The 13,808-nt window shown below is 60.2% G+C and carries 11 protein-coding genes; 5 read left to right on the forward strand and 6 right to left on the reverse strand.

Annotated elements, in window-relative coordinates:
• Positions 1-62: 62 nt before the first annotated feature.
• From H8F21_RS03785 to H8F21_RS03810, 6 genes are all read right to left on the reverse strand, one after another.
• A complete protein-coding gene (locus H8F21_RS03785) occupies positions 63-3,158 on the reverse strand; it encodes an MdtB/MuxB family multidrug efflux RND transporter permease subunit (RefSeq protein ID WP_203479318.1) in 3,096 nt (1,031 codons plus the stop codon).
• Positions 3,155-4,438, reverse strand: a complete 1,284-nt coding sequence (locus H8F21_RS03790; protein WP_203479319.1) for an MdtA/MuxA family multidrug efflux RND transporter periplasmic adaptor subunit — start codon at positions 4,436-4,438, stop codon at positions 3,155-3,157. The genes H8F21_RS03785 and H8F21_RS03790 overlap by 4 nt, the downstream gene beginning before the upstream one ends.
• A gap of 233 nt (positions 4,439-4,671) precedes the next feature.
• The gene (gene tpx / locus H8F21_RS03795) at positions 4,672-5,172 is read right to left on the reverse strand and encodes a thiol peroxidase (RefSeq protein ID WP_203479320.1); all 501 of its coding nucleotides are present in this window, start codon (positions 5,170-5,172) and stop codon (positions 4,672-4,674) included.
• 158 nt (positions 5,173-5,330) lie between these two features.
• Positions 5,331-6,608: a serine/threonine transporter gene (locus H8F21_RS03800; protein WP_203541119.1), complete on the reverse strand. Its 1,278-nt coding sequence runs from the start codon at positions 6,606-6,608 to the stop codon at positions 5,331-5,333.
• Positions 6,609-6,834: 226 nt separating this feature from the next.
• A complete protein-coding gene (locus H8F21_RS03805; RefSeq protein ID WP_203479322.1) occupies positions 6,835-8,028 on the reverse strand; it encodes an amino acid aminotransferase in 1,194 nt (397 codons plus the stop codon).
• 134 nt (positions 8,029-8,162) lie between these two features.
• Positions 8,163-9,185 carry an Ldh family oxidoreductase gene (locus H8F21_RS03810; protein ID WP_203479323.1) on the reverse strand — a complete coding sequence of 341 codons (1,023 nt, stop codon included), beginning with the start codon at positions 9,183-9,185 and terminating at the stop codon, positions 8,163-8,165.
• Positions 9,186-9,334: 149 nt separating this feature from the next.
• Between H8F21_RS03810 and H8F21_RS03815 the strand changes: the two genes are divergently transcribed.
• From H8F21_RS03815 to H8F21_RS03835, 5 genes are all read left to right on the forward strand, one after another.
• Positions 9,335-10,204 (forward strand): MurR/RpiR family transcriptional regulator, encoded by an 870-nt coding sequence (locus H8F21_RS03815; protein ID WP_203479324.1) that lies wholly within the window; start codon positions 9,335-9,337, stop codon positions 10,202-10,204.
• A gap of 31 nt (positions 10,205-10,235) precedes the next feature.
• Positions 10,236-10,994, forward strand: a complete 759-nt coding sequence (locus H8F21_RS03820; protein WP_203479325.1) for a transporter substrate-binding domain-containing protein — start codon at positions 10,236-10,238, stop codon at positions 10,992-10,994.
• Positions 10,995-11,105: 111 nt separating this feature from the next.
• Positions 11,106-11,825, forward strand: coding sequence for an ABC transporter permease (locus H8F21_RS03825; RefSeq protein WP_136475891.1), 720 nt, complete (start codon positions 11,106-11,108; stop codon positions 11,823-11,825).
• Positions 11,822-12,532 carry an ABC transporter permease gene (locus H8F21_RS03830; protein WP_136475890.1) on the forward strand — a complete coding sequence of 237 codons (711 nt, stop codon included), beginning with the start codon at positions 11,822-11,824 and terminating at the stop codon, positions 12,530-12,532. The genes H8F21_RS03825 and H8F21_RS03830 overlap by 4 nt, the downstream gene beginning before the upstream one ends.
• A 24-nt stretch (positions 12,533-12,556) precedes the next feature.
• Positions 12,557-13,798 (forward strand): NAD(P)/FAD-dependent oxidoreductase, encoded by a 1,242-nt coding sequence (locus H8F21_RS03835; protein ID WP_203479326.1) that lies wholly within the window; start codon positions 12,557-12,559, stop codon positions 13,796-13,798.
• Positions 13,799-13,808 lie beyond the last annotated feature (10 nt).

A 13,808-nucleotide genomic window follows, 5' to 3' on the forward strand; every position in this document is an offset into this window, starting at 1 on the left:
CACGCTGCAAGCACTGTTCTCAACCGCCGCAATCCCCGCCTGCTTCGTGCTGGCGACACCGGTCATACCGATTCTCCGGCCAAGTGCGGCTGGCGAAAGCGCCGTGCCAGTCGGTCGAAGTACAAATAGATGACAGGCGTTGTAAACAACGTCAGCACCTGGCTGACCAACAGCCCCCCGACCATCACCAGGCCCAGGGGTTGACGCAATTCGGCCCCGGAACCGGTAGCAAGCATCAATGGAATGGCGCCGAACAAGGCGGCCAGCGTGGTCATCAGAATCGGCCTGAAGCGCAGCAACGCCGCCTGATAGATCGCCGCTTCCGGGGTCATGCCCTGATTGCGCTCAGCCTCCAGGGCGAAGTCGATCATCATGATCGCGTTCTTCTTGACGATACCAATCAACAGGATGATGCCGATGATGGCGATCATGCCAAGGTCGTTACCGGAAAGAATCAGCGCCAACAAGGCGCCCACCGCTGCCGAAGGCAGGGTCGAGAGAATGGTCACCGGGTGAATGTAACTCTCATAGAGCACGCCGAGCACGATGTACATGGTTACCACGGCAGCCAGAATCAGCAGCAAGGTGCTCGACAACGATGCCTGGAATGCCTCGGCTGCGCCCTGGAAGCGGGTTTGCACACCCACCGGCATACCAATGTCCTGTTGCACCTGCTCGATCGCCTTGACCGCATCGCCCAGCGCCACGCCTTGGGCGAGGTTGAACGACATCATCACCGCCGGGAACTGACCAATATGGGCGATTGCCAGTTGCGCCTGGCGTTGCTCGATGCGGGCCAGGCTCGACAAACGCACCTGGCCGCCATCCGTGGCCTTGACGTGGATCTGCTCAAGTACCTGCGGGCCCAGGCTGGAAGCAGCTTCAGCCTGCAACACTACGCGGTACTGGCTGGCCTGGGTGTAGATGGTCGAGATCTGGCGCTGGCCAAACGCGTCGTACAAGGCATTGGTGATGTCGGCAACATTGATGCCCAAGCGACTGGCAGCATCGCGGTCAATCACCAGAAATACCTGCAGGCCCTTGTCCTGCAGGTCACTGGCGACGTCGGTAAGCTCGGGGCGTTGTTGCAGGGCATCGACCAGCCTGCCGCTCCACAACGCGAGCAAATCGGCATCCGGCGACGACAGGCTGAACTGGTACTGGGTACGGCTGACCCGGTCCTCGATGCTCAAGTCCTGCACCGGCTGCATGAACAGACGGATCCCAGCCAGTTTGTCGACCTCGGGTTGAAGGCGTGCAATGACCTGAGCGGCGGTAAGGTCGCGCTCGCCGTGAGGCTTGAGGTTGATCAGCAAGCGGCCGCTGTTGAGCGTGGCATTGTCACCATCGACACCGATATAGGACGACAGACTCTGTACTGCTGGATCCTTGAGAATCACCGCGCTGAGCTGCTGCTGGCGCTCGCTCATGGCGGCGAAGGACACCGACTGCGGCGCTTCGGAAATACCCTGGATAACCCCGGTGTCCTGCAGCGGGAAGAAGCCCTTGGGCACCACCAGGTACAACAGCACAGTCAGCCCCAGGGTCGCCACGGCCACCAGCAAGGTCAGCGGCTGGTGCTTGAGCACCCACTGCAGGCCTCGTCCGTACCAGGCGATCATCCAGTCGATCGAGGCGCCACTGGCGCGATAGAAGCGCCCCTGCTCGGCCTCCGTTGGTTCACGCTTGAGCAACCGCGCGCACATCATCGGCGTCAAGGTCAGGGACACCACAAGGGAAATCAGGATCGCCACCGCCAGGGTAATGGCGAACTCGCGGAACAGACGGCCGACCACATCAGCCATGAACAGCAACGGGATTAATACCGCAATTAATGAGAAGGTCAGCGAGATCAGTGTGAAGCCAATCTGCCGGGCTCCCTTGAGCGCCGCCTGCATGGGCGTTTCACCCTCCTCGATATGCCGGGAAATGTTCTCCAGCATGACAATCGCATCGTCCACCACGAAGCCGGTGGCGATGGTCAGCGCCATCAAGGTCAGGTTATTGATCGAGAAGCCTGCCAGGTGCATCACCGCAAAGGTGCCGATCAACGACAGCGGCACCGCCACCGAAGGGATGATCGTGGCGCTGAAGCGGCGCAGGAACACGAAGGTCACCATCACCACCAGGGCGATGGCCAGCAGCAGTTCATGCTGCACATCCTTGACCGAGGCACGGATGGTCTGGGTGCGGTCGGTGAGCACGCTGACATCGAGGCCGGCAGGCAAGTTGTCGGTAATCGATGGCAGTAGGGTCTTGATGCGGTCAACCACCTCGATAACGTTGGCACCGGGCTGGCGCTGAATGTTCAGCAGCACCGCCTGGTTCTGGTTGGCCCAGGCGGCGAGGCGCTCGTTCTCGGCACCGTCGACGATTTCGGCAACGTCTTTCAAGCGCAACGGCGCGCCATTGTTGTAGGCCAGGATCAGGTTGGCGTATTCCTCGGGCGAACGCAGCTGATCGTTGGCATCGAGCATCGATACGCGGGTTGGGCCATCGAAGTTGCCCTTGGGCTGATTGACGTTGGAAGCACCGATCAACGTACGCACGTCTGCAAGGTTGAGCCCGGCCGCTGCCAGGGCATCGGGATTGACCTTGATTCGCACCGCCTGACGCTGGCCACCCGCGATGCTGACCATGCCGACGCCGCCGATCTGGGCAATTTTCTGTGCTACGCGGGTATCGACCAGGTCGTTGAGCTTGGGCAACGGCATGGTTTTCGATGAGATGGCCAGGGTCAGCACCGGGGTATCCGCCGGGTTGACCTTGTTGTACACCGGCGGCGCCGGCAGATCGCTCGGCAGTAGATTGCTGGCGGCGTTGATCGCTGCCTGCACCTGCTGTTCGGCAACGTCCATGTTCATGTCGAGGCTAAAGCGCAGGGTCAGTACCGAGGCACCGCCAGAGCTGGTCGAGGCCATCTGGGTCAGCCCCGGCATTTGCCCGAACTGGCGCTCCAACGGCGCCGTAACCGCGCTGGTCATCACTTGCGGGCTGGCACCCGGGTACAGGGTCGTGACCCTGATGGTCGGATAGTCGACCTGCGGCAGCGCTGCTACCGGCAGCATGGTGTAGGCGATCAGACCGGCCAGGACGATGGCCAGCATGCTCAGGGTGGTGGCCACCGGGCGCAGGATGAACAGCCGCGAGATGTTCATGCGCCAGCCTTGTTCTTGCGATCTGTGACAGCCGAAGCGTCTTTACTGTCCTGGCCCTGCAGATGCTGGCCGGGCGTAACCGGTACCTCGGAGCTGTCGTTGACAACCTCCACCTCGCTACCGTCACGCAGGCGATCGGTGCCTTCGAGCACGACCCGCTCGCCCTTGGCCAGGCCTTCAGTGATAACCGTGTGGTCACCGTCACTGGCGCCCAGGGTCAGCTTGCGGATCCGTACCTTTTTGTCGCCCTCCATGACATACACGAAGGACCCATCAGTACCGAACTGAATGGCCGCCGAGGGAGCCAGCACTACATTCTGCAAGGTGTCGGCGAGCAGGCGCACGTTGACGAACTGGTTAGGGAACAGCGCTTCATCCTGGTTTTCGAAGAAGGCTTTGAATTTCAGGGTGCCCGTGGTTGTGTCAATCTGGTTGTCGAGGCTGCGCAGTACGCCCACCGCCTGCTGCTTGAGGTCACCCCTGTCCCAGGCTTCGACCGGCAGTTTGGCGCCACTGCGATAGCGCGCAAGCACGGTGTTCAATTGCGACTCGGGCAAGGTAAAGGCGACGGTTATTGGATGGGTCTGGGTAATCACTACCAGCGCCGCGGTATCGTTGGCAGCAACCAGGTTACCGACATCGAGTTGGCGCAGGCCAAGGCGCCCGCTGATCGGTGCACGGATTCGGGTGAAATCAAGGTTCAACTTGGCATCGCCGACAGCGGCCATATTGGTCTTGATGGTGCCTTGGTACTGACCGACCAACGCCACCTGCGTGTCGAGGGTCTGCTTGGCAATACTGTCCTCGGCGTACAAGCCTTTGTAGCGCTCCAGGTCGATCTGGGCGTTTTTCAGCTGCGCCTGGTTCTGGGCCAGGGTGCCTTCGGCTTGCTGCAGGGCGATCTGGTAACTGCGCGGGTCGATTTCTGCCAGCAGGTCGCCAGCCTTGACCTGCTGCCCTTCCTGGAAGTTGATCTTGACCAACTCACCCCCTACCCGGCTGCGCACATTAACCGTATTGGTTGCCGTCACCGTACCCAGGGCCTTGAGGTAGACCGGGAAATTGCCCACGGTCGCAGGCTCGACACGCACCGGAACTGGCCCGCCGAAGGCACCGAAACCAGGTCGCCCGCCCTTGCCGCCGGGAGCGCCGGCCGCCTTATCCGCCGCCGGAGACGGCCACAGCCACCAGCAAAGGCCGGCAACCAGCAGCAGGATCAGCAGGCCGACAAGCCAGCGACGGGAGGAACGGGAACGAGAAAGCATCGGTTGATCGACCATTGGGCTGGAAAGAATTCTTTTGAGAAGGCTGAACGATAAGCACTGCAGCAGGATAAGCAAAGCGCCTTTACCGGCAATTTACCTAGCGCTTACGTTGCTAAGACAATGAACTATAAATAAAAACGGCCTGGTCGAGGACCAGGCCGTAACAATTATTCACACCTGCAGGAGCGGGCTACCCTTGGATGAGCTCGCAATCGCGGGCAAGCCCGCTCCTACTGCTGCAAATCAAATCACTTCAACACTGCCAGCGCTGCATCATAGTTAGGCTCGTCAGCGATCTCGCCAACCAGCTCGGCATGCAGCACCTTGTCGTTCTCGTCCAGCACGACCACTGCACGAGCAGTCAGGCCAGCCAGAGGGCCGTCGGCGATGGCAACACCGTAGTTTTCGATGAATTCACGGCCACGCAGGGTCGACAGGTTCTGCACATTTTCCAGGCCTTCAGCGCCGCAGAAGCGTGCCTGGGCGAACGGCAGGTCAGCCGAGATGCACAACACCACGGTATTGTTCAGCTCACCGGCCTTCTTATTGAAGGTGCGAACCGAAGTGGCGCAGGTAGGGGTGTCAACGCTTGGGAAGATGTTCAGCACTTTGCGCTTGCCGGCCAGGCTGGCCAGGGTTACGTCAGCCAGACCTGCACCAACCAGGGAAAATGCGGGTGCCTGGGTGCCAACCTTCGGCAGGTCGCCCTTGACCTGAACCGGGTTGCCTTTGAGTGTCACTTGAGCCATGAGCTGAGTCCTTATGCGGGGTGAGTAAAGGACCAGAGTTAATCATGAAAGTGACTCGCCACCTATGGCCGAGCAATAAATTGTTTTATTTCCACGCGCACATTGTGGACAAAATATTTACCTGGGCGCTGACAATCCAGCGCCCCGGCAACCGTGGCTCAGCCCATCAACGAGTAGACCAGCGCCGAGATGGCCACCAGACCTACAACGGTCACAAATACGTTGGAGAGGTGGCCACTGTACTTGCGCATGGCCGGTACCTTACGGATAGCGTACATCGGCATCAAGAACAGGATCGCCGCAATGACCGGGCCACCGAAGCTCTCGATCATGCCCAGGATGCTCGGGTTGAGCGTGGCAACGATCCAGCAGATCACCAGCATGAAAGCAGCTGTTACGCGATCCAGCGCCTTGGCACCCGGGCGTTTGCCAGTTTTCGCTACCAGCCCCTTGAGGCCTTCACTGGCGCCGATGTAGTGCCCCAGGAACGACTTGGCAATGGCAATAAAAGCAATGATCGGCGCAGCAAAGGCGATGGTCGGGTTGCTGAAATGGTTGGCCAGGTAGGAAAGAATCGACAGGTTCTGTTGCTTGGCTTCAGCCAACTGCGCAGGGGTCAGGGTCAGCACGCAACTGAACACGAAGAACATCACCATCGCCACCATCAGCAGGTGTGCACGGCACAGGATCTGCCCGCTGCGCTCATCGGCGTGGTCGCCATAACGACGTTTCTGATCAACCGCGAAGGCGGAAATGATCGGCGAATGGTTGAAAGAGAACACCATCACCGGAATGGCCAGCCACAAGGTGTGCAGGAACGCCGATCCTGACGGCATCTCGCTGGCGGTGCTCAGAATGCCGCCGCTCCAGTGCGGAATCAGAAATACCGCGAGAAACGCCAGGGCAACAATGAAGGGATAGACCAGCAGGCTCATGACCTTGACGGTGGCCTGCTCGCCACACCTCACAATGGCCAGCAGGCCGAGGATCAGCACCAATGACAAGACAATGCGTGGCGGTGGCTGGATGTGCAGCTGGTGTTCCATGAAGCTGCCGACCGTGTTGGTCAGGGCCACGCTGTAGATCAGCAGAATCGGGAAGATTGCCAGGAAGTACAGCAGGGTGATCAAGGCACCTGCACTGAGGCCGAAGTGCTCTTCGACAACATCGGTGATGTCGGTGCCATCGCGTCCGGACAATACAAAGCGGGTCAGGCCACGGTGAGCATAGTAGGTCATCGGGAACGCCAGCAGCGCCAGGATCAACAGAGGCCAGAAGCCCCCTACCCCGGCGTTGATCGGCAGGAACAAGGTTCCGGCACCGATGGCCGTGCCAAACAGGCCCAGCATCCAGGTGGTGTCCTGACGGGACCAACTGCTGAGGGCAGCTGGGGTCGATTCGAAGCGTTGATCAACGCTTTGGGCCTGCTCGTTCATCCGGGTGCAACTCCACTCGCAAAACTGCAACAGGGCTGAGAGTGGCGAAGCAGAGGCATCACCGCCCCTCAACCATACAAAGAGGGGCGCGATTGTGCGCGCATTGGTTGCACTTGCAAAGCCCCGACCGAGGAGCGGTTGCACCTTTTACAGCGACATCGCGGGACAAGCCCTTCGCACAGGTATCACCCCTGCACAAACGGGCGTGTCCCGCGATCAGCGGAGGTTACTGAACCGCCGCAATAGCCTCGGCGACTTGCTGCAGGTTGTCTGGGCGCAGACCGGACATGCAGACCCGGCCGCTGTCGATCAGGTACACGCCGAACTCGTCGCGCAGGCGACGAACCTGATCGACGCTCAGGCCGGTGTAGCTGAACATGCCGCGTTGGCTGAGGAAGAACTGGAAGTCCTGACCCGGCAACAAGACTGCCAAGGCATCGACCAGCCCCTGGCGCATGTCCAGGATCCGCAGGCGCATCTGCTCCACTTCAGCAGCCCACTTCGCATTGAGCGAAGCGTCGGCAAGCACCGCGGCTACCAGTTGCGCACCGAAGTTCGGTGGACTGGAGTAGTTGCGGCGAACAGTAGCCTTGAGTTGGCCCAATACGCTTTGCGCAGTGTCGGCATCGTCGCAGACCACCGACAAGCCCCCTACCCGCTCACCGTACAGCGAGAAAATCTTCGAGAACGAGTTGCTCACCAGGCAAGGTACGCCAGCACGGGCGAACTCGCGGATGGCATAGGCATCTTCGACCAGGCCTTCACCGAAGCCCTGATAAGCGATATCAAGGAATGGAATCAGGTTGCGCGCCTTGACCACTTCAATGACCTGTTGCCATTGCGCTTGGCTCAGATCGACGCCGGTTGGGTTGTGGCAGCACGGGTGCAACAGCACGATGCTGTTGGCGGGCAGGCCCTGCAGTGCTGCGAGCATGCTGTCGAAATCGAGACCGCGGGTATCAGCGTCGAAGTACGGGTAGGTATTGACCTTGAACCCTGCGCCTTCAAAAATCGCCCGGTGGTTGTCCCAGGTTGGATTGCTGACCCACACCTGCGAGTCGGGGAAATAGCGCTTGAGGAAGTCGGCACCGACTTTCAGCGCACCGGAGCCGCCGACGGTTTGCACGGTAGCAACGCGCGCGCCCTGCACGGCAGGGTGATCTGCGCCAAACAACAGCGCCTGGATGGCCTGGCGATAACTGCCCAGGCCTTCCATCGGCAAATACAGCGAAGCTTCATGCGGCTGGTCGGCCATGCGCTTTTCCGCTTCGCCAACAGCGGCCAGTTGCGGCACCACGCCTGCGGCATCGTAGTAGAGACCGATACTCAAGTTGACCTTGTTGGCGCGCGGGTCGGCCTTGAAGGTCTCCATCAGGGACAGAATCGGATCGCCGGCGTAGGCATCGACATGTTTGAACACAGCGTGAAGCTCCTTGGGTCTGGGCAAATACAACAAGAATCTAGCGAGGATACCTGTAGCGGCGCCGAAGCAACATGTCCCTTGATGCAACTTATCTGTGCAGCCATGCATGCCTTGGCTCGGTACCCTTAGAGCTATGCCAGCGCCTGCAGTTGTTCAAGCTCCTGCACGGTTAGGCTTACACCCTCACGCGCCGAAGCTTCACGCTCACGAAAGCGCCGCTCGCCAGGCATCCGGCTCACCCCTACAGCCTGCATCTGCTCCACCAACTGGCGGCTGCGCGCAGCAAAGTGATTACCTTCGGCCTTGCTTGGGTCGATGACGATAATCAACTGCCCGGTCCACGGCGTTTTCGCACCCGGGTGCTGCGACCAGTCGAACTCCCAGGAAAAATTCCCGCCGGTCAGTGCTGCGGCCAGCAACTCGACCATCATCGACAAAGCCGAACCCTTGTGCTCGCCGAACGGCAACAAGGCGCCCCCTTCGAGGATTTTCTGCGGATCGCAGGTGGGCTGCCCTTCGCTGTCGACACCGATGCCATCGGGCAGTTGCTCGCCCTTGCGTGCGGCAATCTGCACATCGCCATGGGCCATGGCGCTGGTGGCCATGTCGAAAACAATCGGGTCGCTGCCAGCGCAGGGGGCGGCAAAGGCAATCGGGTTGGTACCAAACAACGGCCGACGCGCACCATGAGGCACTACACAGGTCATGCTGTTGACCACGCTGAGGGCAACCAGCCCTTCATCGGCGAAAGGCTCGACATCCGGCCACAGCGCAGCGAAATGGTGCGAGTTATGGATTGCCAATACGGCGATGCCGGCGCTACGGGCCTTTTCCAACAGCAACTCACGCGCCGCTGCCAGCGCCGGCTGGGCAAAGCCACCCCTGGCATCGACACGCACAAAACCACTGGCGACATCTGTCACTTCGGGTACGGCCTGACCATCGACCCAGCCACTGGCCAAGGTTGAAACATATCCCGGAATTCGGAACACGCCATGGCTGTGGGCACCGTCGCGCTGGGCGCTGGCGCAGTTGAAAGCCAGTGCGCGAGCGACCGCCTCACTGGTGCCATGACGTACAAAAACGCGCTGCAACAAGGCTTGCAGATCGGCAAATTGAATCTGCGCGACAGCAGTGTCGGGACGTGCGGGCATCTGAAGCTCCCTTATTGGATTTGGAATGGGCAACAGCGATGAGCAATGGCGAAACTTTCCTCTTGTGACAGCAAACTGTCAAATGTTGACTTGATGACAGAAAACATTCATTTTCTGTTTCCACGTGCAACCGTCTTTGAGAATCATCCATGAGCCAACCGATCAAGCAACGTCTGGAAAACAGCCTGCACAGTGCTGCGGCTTCAGGTCGCAAGATCGCCAGCTACATGCTCGCCAACCTCAACGACCTGCCGTTCGAAACTTCCGCAAGCCTGGCGACAAAGGTCGGTGTCAGTGAATCCAGTGTCGGTCGTTTTTGCCGGGCCCTGGGCTATGAGCACCTCAAGGCGCTCAAACACGATCTCAAGGACGATCTGGGCGATGGTCCCTGGCTGGTCGGTGATCGGTTGCAAGAGTTTCGCCAACAGCACGGCAAGGATGATGCCGGTCTTGCCCGCAGTCTCGAACAGGAAGTCGGGGCACTGGTACGGGTCTATGAATACAGCCGCACCTCTGCCTGGGAAACGGTCAGCCAACGCCTGGCGCAGCGCCGCAAGGTTTTTGTCGCGGGGTTTCAGACCGAGCGCGGTATCGCCCAGTGCATGGTCCACTTACTGCAGTACCTGCGTGACGGCGTGCAGGTCGTCGATGGCAGCGCTGGGCACTTCGGTGAGGTGTTGCTGAGCGACCCGGCCGATTGCGCCCTGGTGGTGTTCGAGGCGCGCCGCTATTCACGTCATGCCCTGAACCTGTGCCGCAAAGCGCACGAGACAGGCATCCCGGTAACCCTGGTTACCGACACCTTCTGTGACTGGGCCGATGCCAACGCCGATGAGGTGTTTCGCATCCCCACCGAATTCAATCTGTTCTGGGAGTCCACTGCGACGATGTTGTCGTGGGTACACCTGATGGTCAACGAGGTCTGCAAGAAGCTCGGACCGGATGTTGAAAAACGCTTGGAAGCAACTGCCGCTCTACACAATGAATTCGTTGGCTACACGTCAGCGAGCAAACAATAGCAAGAGTGCAAACAACAGATCGAGGTGTTACATGAAACCCGTTATCCGCTTTGCAGGCGCGTGCGCCCTGCTGCTCGCTGGCGCAACCATGGCCCAGGCCGAAACCCTGAAAATTGCGACCGAAGGCGCCTACCCGCCGTTCAACTATGTTGATTCAAACAATCAACTGCACGGTTTTGACGTCGACATCACCAAGGCGTTGTGCGAGCAGATGAAAGTGGACTGCACCATCGTCGCCCAGGATTGGGAAGGCATTATTCCGGCACTGATGGCCAAGAAATATGACGCAGTAGTGGCGTCGATGATCAACACCGAAGAGCGGCGCAAGAAAATCGCCTTCACCAACCACTACTACAAGACGCCGTTGTCGGTCGCTGTGCCCAAGGACAGCGAGATCACCGACGCCCAGACCCGCTTCAAAGGCTACACCGTTGGCGCACAATCCTCCTCGACCCAGGCCATTTACGCCGAAGACGTCTATGGCAAGGCCGGTGCCGACGTCAAGCTCTATCCTACCCTCGATGAAGCCAACGCAGACCTGGCCGCCGGGCGCCTGGATGGCGTGATCGCCGATAAATTCCCGCTGACCGACTGGCTCGGCAAGGCAGGCAAGGATTGCTGCAAAATCCTTGGCGACGTCAATGGCACCAAGGCCGATGCCTCGATTGCCGTGCGCAAGGAAGATGAGGCCCTGCGCGAGCGCCTGAACAAGGCCCTCGATGAAATCGTCGCTAACGGCACCTACCAGAAGATCGCCAGCCGTTACTTCGACTTCGACATCTATCAGTAATTGATCGCACGGCAGTTCGTCTCCACAGCAATCCATTGATGTTGTGGGGGCGAACTTGCTCCGCGATATACCCGCCAAGCACCCACACTCTATTACCGAGAGGGTTCGCCCATGCTCGAACAACTTTCGCTGTTATCTTTCGCCAGCGGCGGCTGGGGTCAGGCCTTGCTCGCCGGCGCCCTGGTGACCATTTCCCTGGCGCTGGCCTGCCTGCCCATCGGGCTGCCCCTGGGCCTGGGTGTAGCGCTGATGGCACGATCGCCCAAGCGGTTCCCGCGTGCCGTGGCTACCGTCTTCTCCACCGTGTTTCGCGGTTTGCCGGAGCTGCTCACGCTGTTGATCATTTACTACGGCTGCCAGATCGCCGCGCAGAAAATTCTCGCCGCCATGGGCTACGAAGGCGAGGTGCTGATCAACACCTTCCTCGCCGCCATGATCGCCTTCAGTCTGGTATTTGCCGCGTTCTCCAGTGAGATCTGGCTCGGCGCGTTCAAGACGGTTGCCAAAGGACAATACGAAGCGTCCCAGGCGCTGGGCCTGAGCAAGGCCACCACCTTTCGCAAGGTGATTTTCCCGCAGCTGGTACGCATCGCCATGCCGGGCCTGTCGAACAACTGGCTGTCACTGCTCAAGGACACCTCGCTGGTGTCGACCATTTCCCTGGTCGACCTGATGCGCCAGACCAACCTGGCCGTGAGCGTGACCAAGGAACCGATGTTCTTCTACGGTGTGGCCTGCCTTGGCTACCTGCTGTTCTCGGCCTTGTCGGGACGGGTGTTTGTGTTCATCGAGCAATACTTCAGTCGCCACCTGCGGAGCGCCCGGACATGAGTTTCGAACAACTGCTGGCTACCGTGCTCGACCCGGACCTGCTGGAGCGCTACGGCCCACGTTTTGTCGACGGGCTACTGGTCACCGGCAAGTTGGTGGCGATTTCCTTCACCCTTGGTGCCGTGCTCGGCATGCTGCTGGCGTTGGCACGACTGTCCAACAGCTTGCTGTTGCAGCGCTTGAGCGCCGGCTACATCTACTTCTTCCGTGGCTCGCCGCTGCTGGCCCAATTGTTCTTGCTGTACTACGGCCTGGGTTCATTAAAGGGCTTCTGGCAAGACGTGGGGATGTGGTGGTTTTTCCGCGAAGCCTGGTATTGCACCTTGCTGGCCTTTGTCCTGAACACCGCCGCCTACCAGGCGGAAATCTTCCGCGGCGCCCTGCTGGCTGTCGCGCCGGGACAATATGAAGCGGCCAAGGCGCTGAGCCTGAAGCGTTCGACCACCTTCTTCAAGGTCATCCTGCCGCAATCGATGATTGTCGCCATTGGCCCGCTGGGCAACGAGTTGATTTTGATGATCAAGGCCAGCGCCATCGCCTCGCTGGTGACCATCTACGACCTGATGGGCGTGACCAAACTGGCCTTCTCGCGCAGTTTCGACTTCCAGATCTACCTGTGGGCCGCCGTGCTCTACCTGCTGATCGTGGAAATCGTGCGGCGCAGCCTGAAACATATAGAAGCCCGACTGGGCCGCCATCTGCACTGATAGCCTGCTGTGAGGACCGTTCCAATGCATTGTCAAACCATCGTTCTGGGCGCCGGTATCGTCGGCGTCAGCACGGCCCTTCACTTGCAGGCTCGCGGGCGCAAGGTGATTCTTATTGATCGCGAGGAGCCCGGCAGCGGCACCAGTCATGGCAACGCTGGCCTGATCGAGCGTTCCAGCGTCATCCCTTATGCCTTTCCGCGGGAGCTGTCGAGCCTGCTGCGCTACGGCCTGAACCGGCAGTCGGATGTGCGCTACAGCCTCACTCATATCCCTAAAGTAGCACCTTGGCTGTTCAAGTACTGGCAGAACTCTTCAGTTGCCGGCCTGAGCGTCGCCACCCGCGCCATGCTGCCACTGGTGCAACGCTGCGTCGAAGAACACGACGCCTTGATCGGCGCCGCCGGCCTTGGCGATCTGGTCAAAGCCAACGGCTGGATCGAGGTGTTTCGCAACGACGCCGCCTTCAGCAAGGCCAAGGACGATGCCCAGGCGCTTGCACCCTACGGTTTGAGTTACGAGGTTCTTGACCGTCAGCAACTGCATGCCCGGGAAGCGGACCTGAGCGAAAACGTGGTCGGTGGTATCCACTGGCTCGACCCCAAGACCGTCACCAACCCCGGCGGCCTGACCCGCGGTTACGCCGCCTTGTTCGTGCAACGCGGCGGCCAGTTCATCCATGGTGATGCGCGCACCCTGCGCCAAATCGACAGCGAGTGGCAGGTAGACAGCCGCCAGGGTCCGATCACTGCATCCGAGGTGGTCATCGCCCTTGGCCCGCAATCGACAGACCTGTTCAAGCCGCTGGGTTATCGCATTCCGCTGGAAATCAAACGCGGCTACCACATGCATTACCAAGGCCGCGACGGCGCCGAACTCAAGCACTCGATTTGCGATGGTCAGGGCGGCTACGTGCTGGCCCCGATGGCCCAGGGTATTCGCCTGACCACCGGCATCGAATTCGCTGCCAGTAGCGATGCGGCCAACGAGATCCAACTCAAGCGCTGCGAAGCCCTTGCACGCAAGATCTTCCCCCTCGGCCAGCGCCTTGACGCCCAGCCTTGGCTGGGACGGCGTCCGTGCCTACCGGACATGCGCCCGGTGATTGGCCCGGCTGCCCGGCACAAAGGCCTGTGGTTCAACTTCGGTCACGCGCATCACGGCCTGACCCTTGGCCCGGTAAGCGGTCGCTTGCTGGCCGAAATGATCACCGGCGAAGCCACCTTTACCGACCCTGCGCCGTACAGCGCGGCACGCTTTAATTGATCGCGGGAGA

The sequence above is a fragment of the Pseudomonas arcuscaelestis genome (assembly GCF_016881005.1).
GTDB lineage: Bacteria > Pseudomonadota > Gammaproteobacteria > Pseudomonadales > Pseudomonadaceae > Aquipseudomonas > Aquipseudomonas arcuscaelestis.